The 22,307-nt window shown below is 71.9% G+C and carries 15 protein-coding genes; 4 read left to right on the forward strand and 11 right to left on the reverse strand.

Annotated features, from left to right (window positions below):
- Positions 1 to 104 precede the first annotated feature (104 nt).
- Complete coding sequence (locus ACIQ7D_RS13960) at positions 105 to 1,325, forward strand: IS110 family transposase (protein WP_403937136.1); 1,221 nt, start codon at positions 105 to 107, stop codon at positions 1,323 to 1,325.
- Between the two features lie 17 nt (positions 1,326 to 1,342).
- On the opposite strand, the gene ACIQ7D_RS13965 is transcribed toward ACIQ7D_RS13960, so the two are convergent.
- The 3 genes from ACIQ7D_RS13965 to ACIQ7D_RS13975 are packed head-to-tail and all read right to left on the reverse strand — an operon-like array spanning position 1,343 to position 6,617.
- Positions 1,343 to 2,329, reverse strand: coding sequence for a carbohydrate ABC transporter permease (locus ACIQ7D_RS13965; RefSeq protein WP_403937138.1), 987 nt, complete (start codon positions 2,327 to 2,329; stop codon positions 1,343 to 1,345).
- Positions 2,326 to 3,636: an extracellular solute-binding protein gene (locus ACIQ7D_RS13970; RefSeq protein ID WP_403937140.1), complete on the reverse strand. Its 1,311-nt coding sequence runs from the start codon at positions 3,634 to 3,636 to the stop codon at positions 2,326 to 2,328. Before ACIQ7D_RS13970 ends, ACIQ7D_RS13965 begins: the two co-directional genes overlap by 4 nt.
- Positions 3,633 to 6,617 (reverse strand): family 78 glycoside hydrolase catalytic domain, encoded by a 2,985-nt coding sequence (locus tag ACIQ7D_RS13975; RefSeq protein ID WP_403937142.1) that lies wholly within the window; start codon positions 6,615 to 6,617, stop codon positions 3,633 to 3,635. The genes ACIQ7D_RS13970 and ACIQ7D_RS13975 overlap by 4 nt, the downstream gene beginning before the upstream one ends.
- Before the next feature lie 386 nt (positions 6,618 to 7,003).
- Between ACIQ7D_RS13975 and ACIQ7D_RS13980 the strand changes: the two genes are divergently transcribed.
- Positions 7,004 to 8,608, forward strand: coding sequence for an alkaline phosphatase D family protein (locus ACIQ7D_RS13980; RefSeq protein ID WP_403937144.1), 1,605 nt, complete (start codon positions 7,004 to 7,006; stop codon positions 8,606 to 8,608).
- 122 nt (positions 8,609 to 8,730) lie between these two features.
- Here ACIQ7D_RS13980 and aspA read toward each other — a convergent pair whose 3' ends face one another.
- The 7 genes from aspA to ACIQ7D_RS14015 form a co-directional block, all read right to left on the reverse strand.
- Complete coding sequence (aspA, locus tag ACIQ7D_RS13985; protein WP_403937145.1) at positions 8,731 to 10,149, reverse strand: aspartate ammonia-lyase; 1,419 nt, start codon at positions 10,147 to 10,149, stop codon at positions 8,731 to 8,733.
- Positions 10,150 to 10,232: 83 nt separating this feature from the next.
- Positions 10,233 to 11,255, reverse strand: a complete 1,023-nt coding sequence (locus ACIQ7D_RS13990) for an asparaginase (RefSeq protein ID WP_403937147.1) — start codon at positions 11,253 to 11,255, stop codon at positions 10,233 to 10,235.
- Between the two features lie 2 nt (positions 11,256 to 11,257).
- Positions 11,258 to 12,793, reverse strand: coding sequence for an amino acid permease (locus tag ACIQ7D_RS13995; RefSeq protein ID WP_403937149.1), 1,536 nt, complete (start codon positions 12,791 to 12,793; stop codon positions 11,258 to 11,260).
- Positions 12,790 to 13,527 (reverse strand): FadR/GntR family transcriptional regulator, encoded by a 738-nt coding sequence (locus ACIQ7D_RS14000; protein ID WP_403937151.1) that lies wholly within the window; start codon positions 13,525 to 13,527, stop codon positions 12,790 to 12,792. Before ACIQ7D_RS14000 ends, ACIQ7D_RS13995 begins: the two co-directional genes overlap by 4 nt.
- Positions 13,528 to 13,728: 201 nt before the next feature.
- On the reverse strand, positions 13,729 to 14,628 hold the full coding sequence (locus tag ACIQ7D_RS14005) for a TauD/TfdA dioxygenase family protein (protein ID WP_403937472.1): 900 nt from the start codon (positions 14,626 to 14,628) through the stop codon (positions 13,729 to 13,731).
- A gap of 423 nt (positions 14,629 to 15,051) precedes the next feature.
- Complete coding sequence (gene def / locus ACIQ7D_RS14010; RefSeq protein ID WP_403937153.1) at positions 15,052 to 15,675, reverse strand: peptide deformylase; 624 nt, start codon at positions 15,673 to 15,675, stop codon at positions 15,052 to 15,054.
- A 105-nt stretch (positions 15,676 to 15,780) separates the two neighbouring features.
- Positions 15,781 to 16,221, reverse strand: a complete 441-nt coding sequence (locus tag ACIQ7D_RS14015; protein ID WP_403937155.1) for an SPW repeat protein — start codon at positions 16,219 to 16,221, stop codon at positions 15,781 to 15,783.
- A 152-nt stretch (positions 16,222 to 16,373) separates the two neighbouring features.
- Here ACIQ7D_RS14015 and ACIQ7D_RS14020 point away from each other — a divergent pair, with 152 nt between their 5' ends.
- Entirely contained in the window at positions 16,374 to 18,176 is a 1,803-nt protein-coding gene (locus tag ACIQ7D_RS14020) for an FUSC family protein (protein WP_403937157.1), read from the forward strand.
- Positions 18,177 to 18,264: 88 nt separating this feature from the next.
- Positions 18,265 to 18,744 (forward strand): MarR family winged helix-turn-helix transcriptional regulator, encoded by a 480-nt coding sequence (locus ACIQ7D_RS14025; RefSeq protein WP_403937474.1) that lies wholly within the window; start codon positions 18,265 to 18,267, stop codon positions 18,742 to 18,744.
- A gap of 49 nt (positions 18,745 to 18,793) precedes the next feature.
- Here ACIQ7D_RS14025 and ACIQ7D_RS14030 read toward each other — a convergent pair whose 3' ends face one another.
- Positions 18,794 to 22,114, reverse strand: a complete 3,321-nt coding sequence (locus ACIQ7D_RS14030) for a cytochrome P450 (protein ID WP_403937476.1) — start codon at positions 22,112 to 22,114, stop codon at positions 18,794 to 18,796.
- Positions 22,115 to 22,307 lie beyond the last annotated feature (193 nt).

Here is a 22,307-nt window from a genome sequence, read left to right on the forward strand (position 1 = left end):
GCTTCAGGGACACGCCCCGCAGAGGGCCGATTGATGAGCTCCCGGCAGACGACCTCACCACCACCGGGCAGGTGCTCCGTCGACGTCACAGGAGTACTTCTTTCGTGTTCATCGGAGGGGACTGGGCGACCGAGACCCATGACGTGACCGTCATGGACGACACCGGAAAACGCGTGGACCGGTGGGAGTTCGCCCACACCGAAGAGGGATTCGCCAGGACCCTGACACGGCTGGGCGAGCACGGAGCCCCGGCGGATCTGCCCGTGATGATCGAGACCAGCCGCGGCCTGGCCGTGGACCGGCTGCCGGCCGCCGGCCATCCTGTGGTCCCGGTGCACCCGAACGCCTTCCACGCGACGCGCCCACGCTGGGGCGCCAGCAAGGCCAAGACCGACGCTGGCGACAGCATGAAACTCGCCGACTACCTGCGCACCGACGGACACCTGCTGCCCCGGCTGGAGCCCACCGAGCGGGCCACCCTCGACTTGCAGGCCCTCACCCGGACCCGCGCCGACCACGTCGAGGCCCGCATCGCGGCGGTCAATCAGCTCGCCGCGCTGCTGGACACGCACTGGCCCGGCGGCAAGGCCGTGTTCGCCGACCTCGACAGCGATATCGCGGTGGCCTTCCTTGAGCGTTACCCCACCCCGGCCTCCGCCGCCAGGCTCACCGCCGGACGCCTCGAAGCCTGGTGCAAGCGCCACGGCTACTCCGGCAGGAAGCCCGGAGGTGTCCTGATCGAACGCCTGCGGACGGCCCCGAAGGCCGCCTCCCGCCTCAGCGAGGCAGCCGTCGAGCAGCTGGTCCAGGTCCAGGTTCAGCTGGTGAAGGGCATCCGCACGACCATCCGCACGCTGGACAAGGCCATCGCCGAAGCGGTCGAAACCCACCCTTACGCGCCGCTGTTCGCGACCATGCCGCGCATCGGCAAAGTCAGCCTCGGCCAGGTCGTCGGCGAGATCGGCCCGCTCCTGGAACGCGCCCGCACCAGCGAGCAGCTCATCGCCGAGGCCGGTGTCGTTCCCGTGACGCGAGCATCGGGCAAGTCCCGCACGGTCGCATTCCGGTTCGCGACCAACCGCAGAGCCCGCGTCGCCCTGACCGCCTTCGCCGACAACAGCCGGCACAGCGGCGACCGGGCCGCGAAAATCTACAACGACGCCCGCTCCCGCCAGAAACGACATCCCCACGCCATCCGCATCCCCGCCCGCGCCTGGCTTCGTGTCATGTGGGCCTGCTGGCGCGACGGAACCTGGAACGACCCCGCCACCCACCAAGCCAACAGCAAGATCAACACGATCACCGACACGCCCTTGGCGGCATAGAGGTTGACTCAGGAAACTCACGCGGTGACCTCCCGGGCGCGCAGATAGCGGAGCTGGACCAGGGAGACGGCGGCGACGAACAGCGCGAGGACCAGGGCGACGGCGGTGCTGTAGCCGAACTTGCCGTAGACGAAGGCCTCTTTGTAGAGCACGGTCGACAGGGTCTCGCTGGAGGTGCCGGGGCCGCCGTTGGTGGCCGCGTACACCTGGTCGAAGAGTTTGAGGCCGCCGATGGTCGACAGCATCAGGTTGACGGTGAGCGCCGGGGCGAGCAGCGGCCAGGTGACGTAGCGGAAGCGCTGCCAGGTACCGGCGCCGTCGATCCGCGCGGCCTCGTGGAGTTCGGCGGGTACGCCCTGGAGCCCCGCGAGAAAGATGACCATCGAGTAGCCCGCGTACTGCCACACGACCATCGCGGCGACGGACCACAGGGCGAGGGAGGGGTCGCCGAGCCAGTCCTGGCGCAGCCCGCCGAGGCCGAGGGCGCCGAGGATCCCGTTGAGTCCGGCGCCGTCGTCGGGGTTGTAGACGTACTTCCACAGGAAGGCGACCATGACGGGGCTGACCACGGCGGGCGCGAAGAAGATCACGCGGAGCAGGGAGCGCGATCTGATGTTGGCGTGCACACCGAGCGCGAGCAGCAGTCCGACGGCGTTCTGGACGACGACCACGGCGACGGTGAGCAGCAGGGTGTTGCTGACGGATTCCAGGGCGCGCCGGTCGTCCAGCAGGGTACGGAAGTTGTCCAGACCGACGAAGGAGAAGCCGCCGATGCCGGACCAGTCGGTGAAGGCGTAGACGACGCCGGCGAGGCTCGGGTAGAGGACGACGACGGCGTACACCAGGAGCGCGGGCACGACGAAGCCCCATGGCGGGACGGTGGCATCGCGCCGCCATCTGGCGTTACGCACCGGGCCGCGCGGGTCCGGGCGCTCGCGGGGGTCGGCTCGCGCGGGGGACGGCCGCCGCGAGTCGGGCGTGGTCCGCTCGGGCAGGGTGTTCACGATTTCTTGCCGTAGGCCGTGTCCATCTGCCCCAGCGCGCCCTTGACGTCCGTCTTGCCCGCGAGCAGGTCCTGTACAGCGGCGAAGTGGGCGGGCTGCACCTCCGCGTTGGGCCAGGCCTGGTCCATGAAGGGGACGGCGCGGTCGGCGTCGATGATCGGCAGGAACTCCCCGAGCACGGGGTCGATCTCGGTCGACGCGTCGCGCTGGAAAGGGATGGCGGAGACGGCCGTCGCCCAGGCGTTGATGTTCTCCTGGCGGCCGAGGAACTCCACGAACGCCTTGGCCTTGTCCGGGTTCTTGGCGTGGGCGGCGACGCCGAGCCCGACGACGATGCCGGCGGGTATCCAGAGCCGCGCCGCGTCGTCACCGCCGGGGAAGGGGAACATCCCGAGGTCGTCGGGGGTCCTGGTGGCGTCGCGGAAGGTGGAGAGCACGGCGGAGACCTGGACGGCCATGGCCGCCTTGCCGCTCGCGACGAGGGAGGTCTGCTGCTCGAAGGTGGTGCCGTTGGGGTTGTCGTTGAAGAAGCCCTTGGTCTGGAGCTCCTTGTACTTGCCCATGGCGTCGGCCCAGCCGGAGTCGGCGAACGTGGTGCGTCCGGCGGCCATGTCGGCGTCGAAGCCGGGGGTCCCGGCGTAGACCGCGTTGGGGACGAGCGCGTAGGTGATGAGCTGGGTGACCCAGGGGGTCTGGGCGCCCAGGGCGATCGGGACGATGCCCTTCGCCTTCAGCGTCGCGCAGACGTCGAGGAGTTCGCTCCAGGTGGTGGGCGGCCGGACACCCGCCGTGGCGAACGTCTTCTTGTTGTAGACGGCGCCGATGACGCTGCTGCCCGCCGAGTAGAGGTAGGTCTTGCCCTCGTAGCGGTAGGCGGCGTCGAAGTTCTTGGGTATGCCCTGGGTCCACTTCTGCGCCGAGAGGTCGGCGAGCAGCCCCGCCCTGGCGAGTTCGACCATGGACATGGCGCTGCCGCTGCCCGGGAACAGGACGTGCACGTCGGGTGCGTTGCCGCCGGCGAGCTGGGTGCGGACGACGGTCTGGACCTGGTCGGTGGGGGCGAAGGAGGTGGCGAAGGCGGTGCCGGCGTGGCTCTTGCGGTAGGCGGCGAGCAGTTCCTCGATGGGTTTCTGCTGGTCGGCGACGCCGACGATACGTATCTTGCCGTTGCCGGAACCGCTTGAACCCGCGCACGCGGTGAGAGCCGTGGGGAGCGCGGCGAGCGCCGCGGCGCCGCCGCCCATCCGCAGAAACCCTCGGCGACCGACCGTGCCGGGGAGGGGCGGGGTGCGGGAACCCGTGGTCATTTCGTCTCCTCCTCGTGGGGGCCGGCGTACGACGGCGTCGCCGGACCTGATGTGCTGACGTGCGCGGCGTACGAGCGCGGGCTGTTCTGCGGTGAGCCCGGCGTGCCCGCCGGTACGTAGGCCGCGGTGAAGCGGTAGACACCGGAGGCCACCCGGTAGACGGCGCGGCCGGGGGCGGTCCCGGCACGGGTGAGGTGCGCGCCGTCCACGGGCACCTCACCGGACTCGCGGACGGACGCGGGGTCGGTGGTGGGGACGTGGACCTCGGCGGTGGCGCCCGGGGGCACCCGGACGCGCAGCGCGAAGGTGTCGCCACTCCGCTCCCAGCGGACGGCGACGGTGCCGCGGACCGATTCGTACCGGGCGCTCGCGTGGGTGAGGTCGCCGGGGGCCGGGCGTACGGTCAGTCGCCGGTAGCCGGTGGAGTCCGCGCTCTGGTCGAGTCCGGCGACGCCCCGGTAGAGCCATTCGCCGATCGAGCCGAGCGCGTAGTGGTTGAAGGAGTTCATCGCCGGGGCGCGGAAACCGGCGTCGGGGGTCCAGCCGTCCCAGCGTTCCCAGATCGTGGTGGCGCCGTGGTGCAGCGGGAAGAGCCAGGAGGGCGCCTCGGTACGGCGCAGCAGGGCGTGGGCGAGGTCGGCGCGGCCGTACGCGTCCAGGACGGGCGCGGCGAGCGCGACCCCGAGGAAGCCGGTGACGAGTCCGGGGCCCGCGGCCTCGACCAGGTGGGCGAGGCGCCGGGCGGCGGCGCCGGTGTGCTCCTCGGGCAGCAGGCCGAAGGCGAGCGCGAGAAGGTAGCCGGTCTGGGTGTCGCCCGCGATCCGCAGGGTGTCCGCACCACCGTTCGCACCCCCGTTCACGCCCCCGTCCGTCCCCCTGTCCGTACCGCTGTCCGTACCGCCGCCGGTGCCGGGCGGGCGCGTGACGAAGCGGTCGGTGAAGGCGGCCCGTACGGCTGCGGCCAGCCGGTGGTGGTCGCGGGCGAGTTCGTGGTGGCCGAGCACGTCGGCGGCGCGTGCGGTGAGGTGGGCGCTGTGCGCGAAGTAGGCGGTGGCGACGACCTCGCGTGGGGTGGGGGTGCCGGGGGCGAGCCAGTCGGAGAAGTGCGGTCCGACGCGGTGGCGCCAGACCAGGTCGGGGTTGTGACGGCGGATCAGTTCGACCCAGGCGCACATGCCGGGCAGTGCGCGGGCGAGGAAGCGCGGGTCGTCGTAGGTGCGGTAGAGGTGCCAGGGGATGATGACGCCCGCGTCGGCCCAGCCGGGGGCGCCCTCGTCGGCGACGCCCACGAGGCGCGGGGCCACGTTGGTGAAGCCGCCGTCGGGGGCACGGGCGTCGTCCACGTCGCGCAGCCACTTGGTGAAGAACGCGGCGACATCGGCGTTGAGGGCGGCCGTGGGCAGGAAGACCTGGGCGTCGGCGAGCCAGCCGAGGCGTTCGTCGCGCTGGGGGCAGTCGGTGGGCACGCTGACGAAGTTGGAGCGCTGGCCCCAGGTGACACAGGTGTGGAGCCGGCGGATGTCGGGGTCGGAGCAGTCGAACGAGCCGGCCCAGGGGGTGTCGCTGTGCAGGGCCACGGCGACGATGTCCGGCGCGGCCAGCTCGTCGAGGCCGCTGATCTCGGCGTAGCGGAAGCCGTGGTAGGTGAAGCGCGGCTCGAAGACGGTGTGGGCGCGGCCGTCGCCGATCAGCAGGTCGGTGGCGGCGGCGGTGCGCAGGTTGGCGGTGTAGAGCTGACCGTCCTTGTCCAGCACCTCGGCGTGGCGCAGCGTCACCCGAGCGCCGTGGGCGAGTCCGTCGACGCGCAGCCGTACCCGCCCGGCGAGGTTCTGGCCGAAGTCGACCACATGAACGCCGTCGCGCAGCCGGGTGACCGTACGGGGAGGCAGTTCGGCGGTGGCGCGTACGGGTTCGTCGGGGGCGGCGACGAGCAGCCGGTGGTCGGCGTCGGTGACCCGCGCGGGCGACCAGTGGCGGTCGTCGTAGCCGGGCAGGTCCCAGCCGTCGGCCGAGTGGCGCAGATCGTGGCATTCGCCCATGAGCAGGTCGGCATGGCGAATCGTTCCTGTGCGGGTGCGCCAGGTGTGGTCGGTGATGATTCTGGTGGTACGGCCGGTGGCGTCGACCAGATGCAGTTCGGCCAGGAGCTGGGGAGTGGTCCCGTAGTGGGCGCCGGCCCTGCGGGGTTCGAAGCCGACGAACCCGCTCCACCAGCCGTCGGCGACGGTCGCGGCGAGCACGTTCTCGCCGCCCTGGACCAGCTCCGTCACGTCGTACGTCTGGTACTGGACGCGATGGTGGTAGTCGGTCCAGCCGGGGGCGAGTTCCGCGTCGCCGACCCGGGTGCCGTTGAGGCGGATCTCGTACAGCCCGCGCGCGCTCACATACAGCCGGGCGCGGGTGACGGGGGTGGGGGCGGCGGAGAAGGCGCGCCGCAGGACGGGGCAGGGGGCGAGTCCGTGGTGGTCGAGGGCCGCCTCGCCCTCGGTCGGCGCGTCCATCACGTCGATGGGGTCGGGGTCGTGGGTGATCCAGGCGGCGCGCCAGCCGTCCTCGCCGGGCGGGCCGGCCGGCGGCGTGTCGGAGGGCGCCATGACGAGGCCGGTCTCGAACCAGGAGGCGGCCTCGGTGGGCTCCGCCGCGCCGGCCGGCTGGACGGTGACCTGCCAGTGGTAGCGGGTACGGGGCTCCAGCGCGGGCCCCGTGTAGCGGACGCCGATCGTGTGCGGGTCCGTCAGCGGCCCGCTGTCCCAGAGGGGTTCGCCGTCCGCGCCGCCTGCGCCGCCCGTGCCGCCCACCGCGAGGTCCCCGGGCCGCCGTGCCACCCGTACCCGGTGGGCCACGGGGTCGTCGCCCCGGTGGTCGGAGGCGAGCCGCCAGGAGAGCAGGGGCTCCGGCTCGTCGATACCCAGAGGGGTGACCCGGTGGTCGCAGCGCAGACCGTAGGGGCGCAGGTGCCCCGCGGCGGAGGGAACGGACACGGACACGTCCTTCCTGCGCGCCGGGCTAACGGCGCATCACATCGTTCCTACGCCGTCGTTCGCCACCCACCCGGCGTGAAGACGACACGTCTCCATGTGAAATCTAACGTGAATTCTGTGGCGTGGACACTATGAGCCGCCCGCGAGGAGTGTCAAGGGTGTTACACAGGTGCTGATTGGACACCCCATGGCGCGACCGGACTTCGCTACGACGCCGCCGTACAGTCGCCTGCGACAGGCGTTGTCGACCTGGCGGCGGGTGGTCTTGTGACGGGTGAATACGTGTGATATTCACCGTGTGATTACAACATGACCGGACGTTAAATCACGCGTCATTTCCGCCTCGGGTCACGCGGGGATCGCGCACGACGAACGGACCAGGATTCATGCCTATGAACAGTGGGATCAGCACAGCCTCAGGCTTCGGAAGACGGGCGATGCTCGGCGCCACCGGAACGGTCGCACTGGCGGTCGCCGCGGGCAATCTGTCGGCGGGCCGGGCGGGCGCCGCCGAACGCCGCCTCCACGAGGACCCCTTCACCCTCGGGGTCGCGTCGGGCGACCCCTGGCCGGACGGCTTCGTCCTGTGGACCCGGCTCGCGCCGCACCCGCTCGCCCCCGACGGCACCGGCGGCATGGACCCGCGCGCGGTCAAGGTCCAGTGGGAGGTCGCGGAGGACGAGCGCTTCCGGCGGGTCGTACGCCGGGGGTGGACCCGGGCGGTGGCCGAACTCGCCCACTCCGTCCATGTCGAGGTCACCGGGCTCAAACCGGGCCGGCAGTACTTCTACCGCTTCCGCGCCGGCGGGGTGCTCAGCCCCGTGGGCCGCTCACGCACCGCGCCCTCGCCGACCAGCGACCCCCGCTCGCTGAACTTCGCGTTCGTCTCCTGTCAGGCGTGGTTCGAGGGGTTCTACACCGCGTACCGGCATCTCGCCGACGAGGACGTGGATCTGATCCTGCATCTGGGCGACTACATCTACGAGAACCCCATCGACGCGATGGGCGGCGTACGCAAGACCCCCGTCGCCGCCGAGCTGCGCCCCGAGCCGATGGATCTGACGCAGTACCGCAACCGTCACGCGCTGCACCGCTTCGACAGCGATCTGATCGCCGCCCACCAGGCCCATCCCTTCGCCCTCGTCTGGGACGACCACGAGGTCGAGGACAACTGGGCGGGCGACCACTCCAAGCACGTGGACGTGGACCCCGCGGTCTTCCGCGAGCGCGCCGCGGGGGCGTTCCAGGCGTACTACGAGCACCTTCCGCTGCGGCTGCCGCAGAAGCCGAGCGGTTTCGACGCCCGGATGTACCGCAGCCTCCGGTACGGGCGGATGGCGACGTTCCACATCCTCGACACCCGGCTGTACCGCGACGACCAGCCGTGCGGCGACGGCACCAAGACCGGCTGCGAGGAGCGGCTCGAACCGGACCGCACCATTCTCGGCGCCGAGCAGGAACGTTGGCTCTACCAGGGACTCGGGCGCTCCGACGCGAAGTGGAATCTGATCCCCCAGCAGATCGCGATGAACCAGGTGGACACCGATCCCGGCCCTGGCCAGTCCTTCGTGATGGACTTCTGGGACGGCTATGTGGCCTCGCGCGAACGGCTCTTCAAGGAGATCGACGACCGGAACGTATCCAACCCGGTCGTCCTCACCGGTGACATGCACCGGCATCTCGCAGCCGACCTCAAGCGGAACTTCGATGACCCGGACTCCCCCACCATCGGGGTCGAGTTCGTCGGCACCTCCGTCTCGACCAAGATGGACGGCATGGACCTCGACCCGTCGGGGGCGAACCTGCTGGCCGCCAACGAGCACATCAAGTTCACCAACTACCAGCGCGGCTACGTCCGCTGCTCCCTCACCCCGCAGAGCTGCCGCGCCGACTTCCGGGTCCTGCCCTACGTGACCACCCCCGGCGCCCCGGTGTCGACCCGGATGTCCTTCGTCACCGAGGCGGGCCGGCCGGGCGTGCACCCCGTCTGAACCGGGCGCGCGCCCCACGCCGTACGGGCGCGCCGGTCCCGTACCCCTGGAGTACGAAAGGACCGGCGCGCCCCACGGCATGTGTGCCGGGCACACATGCGCCGGGCACACGTGCGCCCGCGCTATGAGGAGACGGGGCGGGGCCCCGTACCCGCGATCACCTCGGGGCGCAGCAGCGCGGCGAGCCGGTCGGCCGGGAGCAGACCGCGTTCCAGGACGAGTTCGGCGACGCCGCGGCCGGTGGCCAGCGCCTCCTTGGCGATCTCGGTCGCGGCGGTGTAGCCGATGTGCGGGTTGAGCGCGGTGACGAGCCCGATGGAGTTCTCCACGGTGGCGCGCAGCGTCTCGACGTTGGCGGTGATGCCGCGGACGCAGCGCTCGGCGAGGGTGAGGCAGGCGGCCCGCAGATGGGTGATGCTCTCCGAGAGGGAGTGCAGGATGATCGGCTCGAAGGCGTTGAGCTGGAGCTGTCCCGCCTCGGCGGCCATGGTGATGGTGACGTCGTTGCCGATCACCTCGAAGGCGACCTGGTTGACGACCTCGGGGATCACCGGGTTGACCTTGCCGGGCATGATGCTGGAGCCCGCCTGGACCGGCGGCAGGTTGATCTCCGCGAAGCCCGCGCGCGGTCCTGAGGAGAGCAGCCGCAGATCGTTGCAGCTCTTGGAGAGCTTCACGGCGATGCGCTTGAGCACACCGGAGAGATGGACGAACGCGCCGCAGTCCTGGGTGGCCTCCACGAGGTTGGCGGCGGTGACCAGCGGCAGCCCGGTGAGGTCCGCGAGATGGCGGCGGGCGGCCTCCGCGTAGCCGGCCGGCGCGTTGAGGCCGGTGCCGATGGCGGTCGCGCCGAGGTTGATCTCGTGGATGAGCAGGACGGCCTCGGCCAGCCGGCTCTGGTCCTCCTCCAGCATCACCGCGTACGCCGAGAACTCCTGCCCCAGCGTCATGGGCACGGCGTCCTGGAGCTGGGTGCGCCCCATCTTGAGGACGTCGTGGAACTCCTCGGCCTTGGCGGCGAACGCCTCGCGCAGCACGGTCATCGCGTCGAGCAGTTCGTGTACGGCGATGATGGTGGCCACATTGACGGCGGTCGGGTAGACGTCGTTCGTGGACTGGCTGAGGTTGACGTCCTCGTTGGGGTGCAGACGGGCGTAGTCGCCCTTGGCGTGGCCGAGGAGTTCCAGCGCCCGGTTGGCGATCACCTCGTTGGCGTTCATGTTGGTGGAGGTGCCGGCGCCGCCCTGGATGACGTCCACGACGAACTGGTCGTGCAGCCTGCCCTCCTCCCGTATCTCCCGGCAGGCGGTGGCGATGGCCGCGGCCTTCTCCGCCGCGAGCAGCCCGAGGTCCTCGTTGGCGCGGGCCGCGGCCTCCTTCACGGCGGCGAGCGCGTCGATCAGATGCGGGTACGCGGAGATGGCCGTCCCGGTGATGGGGAAGTTCTCCGAGGCGCGCAGGGTGTGCACGCCCCAGTAGGCGTCGGCGGGAATGTCGCGGTCGCCGAGCAGATCGTGTTCGGAGCGGTGGCCGGCAGTCATGGCTCAGGGTTCCTTCGTGAAGGGGGGAGGGAGTCGGCCGGACATGGCCTGCGCGGCCCGGGGCCGCTGAGGAGGCGGGCTCGTCACGGGGCGGCGGGAGCCAGCGCGCCCGCCGCCCGCAGGCTCCCCACCTCCTGGCCGCCGCCGGTCACGGGGGTACGGGCGAACGCGTCGAGGAGACCGGGGTCGACCCCGCACAGGGCGAGGGCCGCGGCGGTCACCGGCATCCGGGCGCGGTCCGCGCCGTCGGAGATCTTCACGCCGACGGCCCGGCCGTCCGGGAGCGCCGCCACCTGGACGCCTTCGAAGCCGTCCTTGGCGAGCAGCCCCGGTACGGCTCGCATCAGCGCGGCCACGTCCCGGCCGGTGCCGGAGACCAGCTCCGGGTGGGCGCGCATGGCGTGCGCGACCCGGCCCTCGTCGGTGTCCGGGGGAGCGGTGGCGAGCCGGGCGATCGCCCGGGTGAGTCCGTGCAGGGAGACGGAGAAGAGCGGGGCGCCGCAGCCGTCGACCGTCACCCGGGCGATGCGCTGTCCCGTCAGCTCCTCGACAGTCCTGGCGATCTCCTTCTGGAGCGGGTGGCCCGGGTCGAGATAGCCGGTCAGCGGCCACTGCCGGGCCTGGGCGGTGCTGAGCATGGAGGCGTGCTTGCCCGAGCAGTTCTGCGCGAGGCGGCTGGGGCCGAGGCCGCGGCGCAGCCACGCGTCGCGCTGCTCGGCCCCGTACGGCAGATCAGGGGTGTTGCCCAGGTCGTCCTCGGTGAGTCCGGCGGAGTCGAGGATGCGCCGCGCGACGGCGAGGTGGATCTCCTCGCCGGAGTGGCTGGCCGCGGTGAGGGCCAGCGCCTCGTCGTCGGGTACCGGCAGCCCGGCACGGAGCAGGGCGACCGCCTGGAGCGGCTTGAGGGCGGAGCGCGGATAGAACGCGGCCTCGATGTCCCCGGCCAGGAACTCCACGCTGCCGTCGGCCGCCAGGACGACGACCGAGCCGTGGTGGACGCCCTCGACGACGCCTCCCCGGACGACATGGGCGAGGGGGACATGGCCCGGTGCGCGGACGGCGGGGGGCTCGCCCGGGGTGTGACGCCGGGTGGTGAGGTCGTTCATGGTCAGCTCTCGGTGTTCTGGTCGCGGTCGGTGGTGCGGGAGGAGCCGGAGGCACCCGTGGCGGCGGCGTGCTCGCGGGCGGCCGCGTCCCGGATGGTCCCGACCCGGCCCCGTACCAGGTACCAGCCGCCGACCAGCGCCGCGGCGATCAGCGGCAGGGCCAGCACGGTCGTCCGGCCCGCGCCGCCGTCCGCGTACATGAGGACCAGTACGGAGGCGAGGAAGAGCAGGGTGACGATCTCGGTCCACGGGGAGCCGGGGAGCTGATAGCTCGGGCGGGCGAGCAGCCCGTCCCGGGTCTTCCGCCAGAAGAGCAGGTGGCAGATCATGATCATGGACCAGGTGGAGAGGATGCCGAGCGCCGCGAAGTTCAGGACGATCTCGAAGGCCTCGCTGGGCACCACGTAGTTGAGGCCGACTCCGAGCACACAGATGCCGGAGGTGAGCAGGATTCCGCCGTACGGCACCTGGCTGCGGCTCATCACCCCGGTGAACTTCGGCGCGGATCCCGACATCGACATGGAGCGCAGGATGCGTCCGGTGGAGTAGAGGCCGGAGTTGAGGCTGGACATCGCGGCGGTGAGGACGACGAGGTTCATCACATCGCCCGCCGCCGGGATGCCGATGTTGGAGAGCACGGTGACGAAGGGGCTCTCGCCGGCGGAGTACTTGTTCCAGGGCAGCAGCATCGTCAGCAGGACGACCGAGCCGACGTAGAAGAGGGCCACGCGCCACATGATGGAGTTGATCGCCTTGGGCATGATCTTCTCCGGCTCCTTGGTCTCGCCCGCCGTGACACCGACCAGCTCGACCGAGGCGTACGCGAAGACGACACCCTGGATGACCAGCAGCATCGGGAGCATCCCGGCCGGGAAGAGACCGCCGTTGTCGGTGATCAGCGAGGGGCCGGGGGTGTGGCCGTCGACCGGGTGCTGGGTGACCAGCAGGAAGATGCCGATGAGCATGAAGAGGACGAGCGCGCCGACCTTGATGATCGCGAACCAGAACTCCAGTTCGCCGAAGATCTTCACGGATATGAGGTTCACGGTGAGCACGACCGCGAGGGCGATCAGGGCGAGCACCCACTGCGGTATGTCGGAGAACATGCCCCAGTAGTGGGTGTACGTCGCCACCGCCGTGATGTCGGCGATTCCGGTGGTCGCCCAGTTCAGGAAGTACATCCAGCCCGCGACGAAGGCGCCCTTCTCGCCCATGAACTCACGGGCGTAGCTGACGAAGGCCCCGGAGGACGGCCGGTGCAGGACCAGCTCGCCGAGGGCGCGCACCACGAGGAAGGCGAACAGACCGCAGACCGCGTAGGCGACGGCGAGGGAGGGGCCCGCGGCGGCGAGCCGGCCACCGGCGCCGAGGAAGAGCCCGGTGCCGATGGCCCCGCCGATGGCGATCATGTTGATGTGCCGGGACTTCAGGGTCTTGCTGTATCCGGCGTCGCCGGCGTCGACATGGGCGCTCGGGGGGACCGGTGGTTCCCCCGGCTGCCCCGTCTGCTGCTCCGTCTGGACTGACTGCTCGCTCACGCCTGGTCTTCGCCTTCTTCGGGGGGTGTCGCACGGTGGGGGGAGCGCACGATGGTGGTCAGGGTCGACTCGACCCGTGCGAGGTGGTGGGTCATGGCGTCGACGGCGTCGTTCTCGGACCGCTCGACGAGGGCTTCGACGATCGCCCGGTGCTCCAGGTTGGACTGTTCACGCCGCCCGCCGAGTTCGTTGAGGAACGCCGACTGGCGGGCCAGTGCGTCACGGATCTCCTCTATGACCCGGCGGAAGACCGGGTTCTGGGCCGCTTGGGCGACCGAGAGATGGAAGAGGGTGTCCATCGCCACCCACGCGGTGGTGTCGGTCTCGTGCTCCATCCGCTCCAGCAGATGGGTGAGGTGGTCGAGATCCTCGGCGGTGCGGCGGGTGGCCGCGTACCCGGCGACGGGGATTTCCACATGGCGGCGTACCTCCAGGAGATCGCTCGCCGAGTAGTCGCCGAAGGTGGGGTCCTCCACCGGCCCGTTGGACACGACGAAAGTGCCTCTTCCGGTACGTGAGACGGTCAGCCCCATCGTCTGGAGTGCCCGCAGGGCCTCGCGGAGCACGGGCCGGCTCACTTCGAGACGGCGGCAGAGCTCCGCCTCGGAGGGCAGCTTCTCCCCTACCGCGTACTCGCTCCGCTCGATGGCGCTGCGCAGATGGTTCAGCACGGCTTCCATCGCGCTGATCCTTCTGGGCGGGTCCCCGGCTGTCTGGCTGTCTGACAGGTTCACCCGGGCATCCTGATGTGCGTGAACCAGCACTGTCAAGGGTCTGAACAGGGATCTCGCGCGGTCCCGGCGTATCCGCACAGCGCACCGGGGCCCGTCCGAAAGGCGGACGGGCCCCGGGAAACGGGGTGGCGCGGTGGCAGGAGGACCGGTCGGGACGCCCGGCCGAAAGGCCAGGTCAGGAGGGCCGATCGGGAGGGCCGGTCAGAAGGGCCGGTCCCCCGCGATGGCGACGCGTTCGGCGACCCGGCGGTGCGGGGCGTAGTCGCCGACGGCGTAGTGCTGGGTGGCGCGGTTGTCCCAGAAGGCGATGTCGCCCGCCTCCCAGCGGAACCGCACCTGGAACTCGGGCACATGGGCCTGCTGGAAGAGCAGCCGCAGCAGCCGGTCGCTCTCCGCCCGCTCCAGCCCCACGATGCGGGTGGTGAAGGACGCGTTGACGAAGAGCATCCGCCGTCCCGTGTCGGGGTGGCGGCGCACCACCGGGTGCTCGACCGGCGGGAACTCGTCCTGGAAGGGGGCCAGCCGCTCGACGGAGTAGAAGCGCGAGAAGCCCGGTATGTAGTCGTGGACGGCACGCGCGCCGTCGATACGGTCCTTCACGTCCTGCGGGAGGTTGTCGTACGCGGCGGCCATGTCGGCCCACATCGTGTCGCCGCCGGAGGGCGGCACCTCGCGCAGTTGCAGGACGGCGCCGAGCGCGGGCCGCTCCCGGAAGGTCACATCGGTGTGCCAGACGTTCTCGAAGGTGGGGACGGCGGAGCGGTCGAACCGGACGACATCCGGCGCACCGGCCGTGGCGAGCAGCGGATTGGTCTCCAACTCGCCCCAGTTCAGGGCGAAGTCGCGCTGCGCCTCGGAGGTGAGGTGCTGGCCGCGGAAGAAGAGCACCTTCCACTCCAGCAGGGCGCGGTCGAGTTCGGCGCGGACGCCGGCCGGCAGCGGGCGGGAGAGGTCGAGGCCGCGGATCTCGGCGCCGATGGTGCGCGCCTGCGGGACGAGCCCGAAGAGTTCGTACGGCCGCTCCGGCCACCCCTCCGGGAGGCGGCGCAGTTCCCGGTGGCCCTCGTAGAGACCGTCGGCGGGGATGCGGTGGTCGCGCAGCGCGGCCGGTACGGAGTCGGTGGGTTCGGCTGCGGCGGACTCGACGGTGGTGGGTTCGACGGTGGTGGTCACGGGGCTCCTCGGGTCGGCATGACGGAACTGCGGAACGGCGCAACGGCGGAACGGGTGCGACAGAAAACGCGGAGAGGGGGTGGTGCCTGACGACGCGGCCCCTGGCCTGGGGGGCTCAGCAGCTACGGAGCTACGGGCCTACGGCAGGGGTCAGCGACAGAGACAGGAGAACGCCGGGGGAGAACCCACCCGGCCTCGGCGGCGCAGAAAGCTGATGCCGCGGGGCGCGCACACACCGTGGGGGTCGCCGAAGCGCGACTCCACTGCACGGAGATGAGAATGCGTACCCATGGGTCGCACCGTACCAGAGGCCGGGCGGGGGGAGTCCGCGTCAGCGGGACACAAGGACGGTCAGGAGAGAGGGAAGCCCAGTTCCTGGGCGGCGAGGGCCGGAGTGGGCTGGGACCAGCGCTCGGTGAGGTGGTGGGTGGCGGAGAGGGAGCGGGTCTCGGCCAGGTCGATGTAGAGCGTTCCGTCGAGATGGTCCGTCTCGTGCTGAACGATCCGGGCCGGCCATCCCGAGAACTCCTCGTCGGTCTCCCGTCCGTGTTCGTCCTGGCAGCGGAGTCTGACCGCCCGGTGCCTGGCCACCACGGCCTGCCAGCCGGGGACGCTGAGGCACCCCTCGAAGAAGGCGGCCCGGTCCACGCCGACGGGTTCGTACGACGGGTTGACCAGCACCCGGAAGGGCTGCGGCACCCGCCCTCTGGCCGCGAGGACGTCCTGCGGAGCCTGGGCCGGGTCCTCGACGACCGCGAGTCGCAGCGGGATGCCGATCTGGGGCGCCGCGAGCCCGACCCCGGGGGCGGCGTGCATCGTCTCGCGCATCAGCCGGATCAGGCGCGCCAGCCGCTCGTCCCCCAACTGCCCGTCGTACGGGGCCGCCGCGCGGCGCAGAACCGGGTCGCCGGCCGCGACGACGGGGGGCGTGCCGGCGGATTCGAGCAGGGCGTCCACGTGGTCGATCAGCGTCATCGCGCCATGATCCCACCCGGTGGGCGCGCCGGGAACCGTGCCGGACGGAGCGCGGCCCGCCCGCTCGGGACGGGCCGGCCGCGCCCGGTGTACGGCTCGGGCGGGTCACACCTTCCGGGCGGCTCGCATCGCCATGGCGGCGCAGGCCAGTCCGCACAGGAACGTGAGGGCGCCGATGACGGCATTGGTCCAGATCACACCCGCGTCCGGTCCGCTGCCGACGATCCATGGAGCGATGATCAGCCAGACGCCCATCGCACACATGGCCCAGCTCAGCCCGGCCATCCGCACCGGGGCGAGGGTCAGGCCGAGCGCCATCACGACGATCGCGATCCCCATGATCAGGTTGTGGGTCGCGAGGGCCGGCTGGCTGGCGGTGAAGTGGATGATCCAGGGCGACAGGGCGCAGAACAGGCCGACGAGGAACACCGGCCCGTCCAGGAGCGCCGCACCGCGCCCGCCGAGCATGCGGGCGTACCTCGCGCGCATCTCGGGAACATCGGGGTGACTGGACAGGTCGCCCCTCGAATGTGAGACGTCGGCCATACGACTCGCCTCCTTCATTTCGTGCAAGTCTGACCGGGATGTACGGCATCGAGCCGTAACAACCCTAGTTTGCTCGCTTTTCACGCTTTTGTGTAGCAGGGGCCGGAGGTCAAAAATTCATTTACAGGTAAAACACCTGTTAATCTTTTTCCATGGGCAAGCATCTCAGAAGCGCCGTTCGGCTGCGGCGCCCCGTCGACACCTGGCACAAGCCCGCGCTCAGCGCGGCGGCGGCACTCGCCGTGCCCGATCTGACCCTGCTGGCGCTGGGGCGGCTGGATCTCGTCCTGTACACGTCGGCGGGGGCGATGTGCGCCCTGTACGCGCACGGGCTGCCGTACGCGGCCCGCGCCCGCACCCTGGCGTGGGTGGTGCTGGGCATGGTCGTGAGCCTGGGGATCGCGCTGACGGCCGCCTCGCTGACCGCCTCACCCGTCCTGCTGGTGGTGGGCGCCTCACTGGTCGCCGCCGCGCACAAGACGCTCTGCGACGCGACCCGGGTGGGGTCGCCGGGCAATCTGATCCTCACGTTCATCTCGTCGTCCGCGTTCTTCGTGCCGCAGCGGCTCGTCGACGTGCCCCTCCATCTCGCCCTGGCGGTGGCCGCCGGGGCGGTGGCCTGGCTCGTCTGCATGGCGCCGGGGCTGGTGCGGCCGCACGGCCCCGAACGGGTCGCGGTGGCCCGGGCGCTGGAGTCGGCGGCGGGGCTGTGGCGGGTCCGGCGGGAGGGGACGGAGTCACCGGGACGCCAGGGCACGGGGCGCCCGGACACCGAGCTGACGGCCCGCCAGGCGTTGGCCGGAGCGGTCAACTCCGCCTGGCACACGCTCTTCCTCGCCCCCGGCACCGACGACGCCCGCGCCCGGCTCGCCCGCCTGCTGGCCCACGCGGAGTCGGCGCTCGCCACGCCCCGCACGGGGCGTCCGCACACTCCGGCCGACGAGGCCGAGCGGTGCGCCGCGGCGGCACGGGCGGTACGGGGCGGGGGCGCCCTGCCGGAGATCGACCCGACCCCTGACGAGGCCCGCCGGCTGACCGGCATCGCGACGGAAGCGGAACACACTGTTCCGGCACTGGAGCGGTGTCCAGCGCCGGACCGGGCCACGGGGGTACGGGCCGTCCTGGCGCGGCTGCGGCCCGGCTCCCCGCTGCTGCCGATCGGGGCCCGGGTGGCCGTCGGCTGCACCCTGGCGGGGTGGGCCTCCCTGGCCGCCGGGGTCGGGCATCCGTACTGGGCGGTGGTCTCCGCGGCCTCCATCTACCAGGCCAACAGCACGCTCTCCGGGCAGCGGGCCCTCCAGCGGGTGCTCGGGAACGTCCTCGGGCTGGTCCTCTTCTTCGCGCTGCTGCCGCTGATCCGGATCGGTCCGCCCGTCATGGTGCTGCTCGCCCTGGCGCTCCAGATCGGCGCGGAAGCCCTCATCACCCGTAACTACTGGCTGGGTTCGGTCTGTGTGACCCCGATGGCGCTGCTGCTCACCGAGTTCGGCGGCCGTCTGCCGGCCGGGACGCTGATCGCCGACCGGCTGATCGACACGGTCGTCGGTGTCGCGGTGGGGCTGGTCTGCTGCGCGGTGGTCACCAACCGCCGGGCCACCGACCGGATCGAGGAGGCGCTGGCACGTGTGACGGCGGCGCGGAGCGCGGCGCTGCGCCGTCTCGGCGAGAGCGAAGCCCAAGGCGAAGGCGAAGGTCAAGGCGAAGGCGAACGCCAAAGCGCGAGCGCGGACGACGGCCCAGGACCGGACGCCGGGGACGCCGACCGCGAGACCGGCTGGGCCCGGGACCGGCTCGCGCTCGCCCTCGTCGAGCTGCGCGAGGCGTTCGAGGTCGCCTCGGGCGAGTGGTGGCAGCGCGCCCTGCCCGCCGAGCGGATCGCCGCGGCCGAACGCGAGGGCCACCGTACGTTGGCCCGGCTGGTCCGCCACGCCGCGCCCCGGGTCCCGGTGTCCTGACCACCCGGACCCGGGGGCAGAATCGGCCCGACCGTAACGAAGGAGTGTGGGTGTGGCCGAGAACACCGAGGACGCCGTCGCAGGAGTGATGCGGCAGTGGGAGCAGGTGATGCCCGGTCTGGACACCGCGCCGATGGCGGTGATCGGACGTCTCAACCGCTGCGCCGCGCTGCTCCAGCAGGCCGCCGACGCCCCGCTGCGCCGGGAGGGGCTGACCCGGGCGGAGTTCGACATCCTGGGGGCGCTGCGCAGAACGGGCCGGGAGCTGACCCCCGGCCGGATCGCCCGTGAGACGTTCGCGTCGGGCGCGGCCGTCACCAAGCGGCTACGGCAGTTGGAGAGCCGCGACCTGATCGCCCGGCGCCTCGACGACCGGGACCGCCGGGTCACCCATCTCTCGCTGACGGACGGGGGACGCCATCTGCTCGACCGGTTGCTGCCCGAGCAGGTGGCGTACGACGCGTCGCTGCTGGAGGGCCTCGACGCCGAGAACCACCGGCAACTCGCCGATTCGCTGGCCGAGTTGCTGGTGCTGCTCGAAGGCAGGCTGGGCAGCCTGCTCGACTGACGCCTCCCCCGCCCCGACGGCCGGTCGGGGGACGGTCGTCCGGGAAGGGTCAGCCGGTGTGGACATCCTCGGCATAGCGGCCCTGGGCGGTGAGTTCCTGGAGCCACCGCTGGGAGGCGTCCCCGTCCGCGCCGGGGGTGTGGCGTACGTACAACTCCCGCAGGGTGTCCCGGACTCCGGGCGCCATCCGGGCACCGTCGCCGCAGACACGGACGTGGGCGCCCTCGCCCAGCAGGGCCCACACCTCGTCCGCCTCGTCGGCGAGACGGTGCTGCACGAAGCGCCGGCCGCCGACCGGGGTGTGGCTGAAGGCGGGGCGCATGCTGACCGCGCCGGCCCGCTCGGCCGCGCGCAGCTCGTCGGCGTGCAGATAGTCGGCGTCCGCGCTGTCACAGCCGAAGTAGCAGAGCGCGGGGGCCGGTCGGGCGCCCGCTTCCACGAGAGCGCGCCGCTCGGCGATGGCGGCGCGGAACGGGGCGAGACCGGTACCGGCGGCGATCATGATGAGCGGGGTCGTCGCGTCGTGCGGGAGACGGAACGCCTCCCGGCAGGGCTGGACCCGGGCGAGCACGGTCTCCCCCGGCCGCAGCGAGGTGAGATACCCGGAGCCGACACCGATATGGCCGCCGCGCCCCGAGCGGGCCGGCGCGTCCAGGAGCGAGACCATCAGGTCGGCGTGGTGCGGGCTCGTCGACGGCGAGGAGGAGAGGGAGTAGTGGCGGGGCCGCAGCGGCGGCAGCAGCTCCAGCAGCACGGGCCAGGTGAGGGCCGTGCGCAGGGCCGGATGGTCCTCGATCAGGTCGAGCAGGGTGCGGTGGTCGGCGGCCCGCGCGTCCTCGTCGTCCGCGAGCGCGCGCAGCGCCGCACGCTCGGGCGGGCACGGGTTGAGCGCGGCCAGGGTGGCCAGATGGGCGGCGGTGGGGCGGTCCTGGAGTTCGACGTGGCGGGTGAGGAGTTCCCGTACGGTCACCGGCCGGTCGACGGCGATCCCGCCCCGTACAGGACGGTTGGCGACGATGTTCAGAACGGTCTCGGGGTCGGCGTGGAGCAGCGCGGCGGCGCGGGCGACCTGGCCGGGAGCGTTGGCGGGGAGCACGGTGAGGTGGTCCGCGGTGCGGTAGGTGACCCCGTCGGGCAGGGCGAGCCGGACGAACCGCTTGACGCGGGGGTGGGCGGGGTCCGTGAGGGGAGCCGTCCGCGTGACCGTCATCGGGACGAGTCCGTGGCGGGCGGTCAGTGTGTCGAGCGGGCCGCCGGTGACCTCGGTGACGGTGTAGGCGGGGGCGTCGGCGGCGGCCCGCGCGGGGTCCTCGGTGGCGTCGGGGTCGCCGTGACGCTCCAGGAGTACGGTGCTCAGCGCGTCCGCGAAGGCGTCCACGGCCCCGGTCAGATCGCCGGAGGCGTCGGCCTCGGCGCGGGGCAGGAGCCGGGTGGCGCCCAGCGCGGCGAGCCGTTCGTCGATGAGCGTGGGGACGCGCTGGTAGGTGGCGGCCCAGTTGCGGTCGCCGACGCCGAGGACGGCGTAGGCGACCCCGTCGGCGGCGCCGGGTTCCGCCCGCTCCAGCCAGCGGAGGAAGGCCGCGGCATCGTCGGTGGGCTGTCCGTTGTAGGAGGCGGCGACGATGACGACGGGCCGGTCGGTGGGGAGGGCCGCGGCGTGCGCGTCGAGCGGTGCGACGTCGGTGGCGCAGCCGAGGTCGCCGGCGACGGTGGCGAGCCGCGCGGCGAAGTCCTGGCAGGTCCCGTAGTTGGTGCCGTGCAGCAGGAGCGCGCCGGTACCCTGCCGGACCCGTACGGGGAGCCCGGCCTGCCGCGCCGGGTCGTGACCGCCGTCCGGGGCGGCGCCGGGCACGCCGGCGGCTGTGCTCGCGGAACCGGCGGGCAGGGCCGCGCGGCCCGCCGCCCGGTCGGCGGGGGTGCGCCGTACGGGGGTGAGGGTGAAGCCGTCGGGCTTGATGGTCAGTGTCTGCTTCAGGGTGAGCTGGTAGTCGTCCTGGTCGATCAGCCGATAGCGGTGCACCAGCATCCCGAGCAGCATCGTGGCCTCGTGCAGGGCGAACTGCCGCCCGATGCAGGCCCGTTCGCCGATGCCGAATGGCTTGTACGCGTGCGGGGAGCGCGCCGCCTCGGCCTCCGGGGTGAAGCGTGCGGGGTCGAACAGCTCCGGGTTGTCGCCCCACACCGAGGGGTCACGGTGCAGCATCGGTACGACGACGAGGACGCCCTCCCCGGCGCGCAGCGGCAGCCGTCCGGCGAGCACGGTGTCCTCGCGCGCCTGGCGCTGGAAGCCGGGGGCCGTGGGCCACAGCCGCAACGCCTCGTTGAGGACCTGGCGGGTGTAGCGGAGCCGTCCGACGTCCTCGTACGTGGGCTCGGGGTCGGGGGTGTCCCCCCACAGCTCGTCCACCTCGCGCTGGACCAGACGGAGCGCGGTCGGGTCTTTGAGCAGGTAGTACAGGGCGAAGGAGAGCGCGCCCGAGGTGGTCTCATGACCGGCGATCAGAAAGGTGATGATCTGGTTGCGGATGTTCTCCAGGGAGAGGGTGGTGCCGTCGGAGGGGTGGGGCGCGGTGAGCATCAGCCCCAGCAGGTCCTGTGCCTCCTGGGCGCCTCGGGCCTGCCGCCCACCCGGTCCTTCCGGTCCGCCTGGTCCGCCCGGTCCGTCCGCGGCGGCGGTGCGCGCCGCGATGACCTCGTCGACGATCGCGGCGAGATGGGCGGCGTCGGTGCGGAACGCGGCGTCCGCCTCGCTGTGGTCGGTGCCGGGGGCGCGCAGGAGGCGGGTCATGGACCAGTCGAGGCAGCGCACCATGGCGTCCACGAAGGGGTGCGTACCGTCCCGCTCGAACGAGCCGAAGTCGAAGCCGAACCCGCTCAGTCCGATGGTGTCGAGGGTCATCCGGGTCATGTCGTCGGCGACATCGACCGGGGTTCCCCCGGCGGCGTGCCGGTCCCAGGCGCCGGTCACCCGGTGGGCGACCTTCAGCATCACCGGGTGGTAGGTGCGCATCGAGCCGAGGGAGAAGGCGGGCATCAGGATGTCGTGCGCCTTGGCCCAGTTGGGCTCGTCGTTGTACGCCGTGAACAGTCCGTCGGCGGCGAACTCCCTGACGTTCTCCAGCGCGGGCCCCACGTACTTGGCGAACCGCCGCTCGTCGGCCAGCTCCGTGACGATGTCGAGCCCGGCCGCCATGACGAGGTCCCGCCCGTACCTGCGCTGCACGACGAGCGGGCCGTGGCGGCGTACCAAGTCCATCTGCGCATGGACGGGGAGGCTGCCCGCGAAGCTCTCCGAGACATCGGAGACAGGAACGGGGGCGGGGCCGGGACCGGGACCGGGGTCCCCGGTGGCCCCCGGGGCATCGAGCATGTCCGGTGTTCCGGTGGTTCCGGCGGTACCCGTGGTGCCGCCGGTTCCGGCCGTCGTGGCGGATCCGGAGCTGTCGGGGGCTGCGGTCCTCGTCGGGAGCACGGTCTCGGTCATGTGCGGGATCACCTTCCGCTGACGTGGGGCGGGCTCCCGGCCGGTGCCGAAGAGCCTTCGGCGGCTCCTCAACCCTGGC

Origin of the sequence: Streptomyces sp. NPDC096310 (assembly GCF_044763125.1) — a bacterium.
GTDB lineage: Bacteria > Actinomycetota > Actinomycetes > Streptomycetales > Streptomycetaceae > Streptomyces.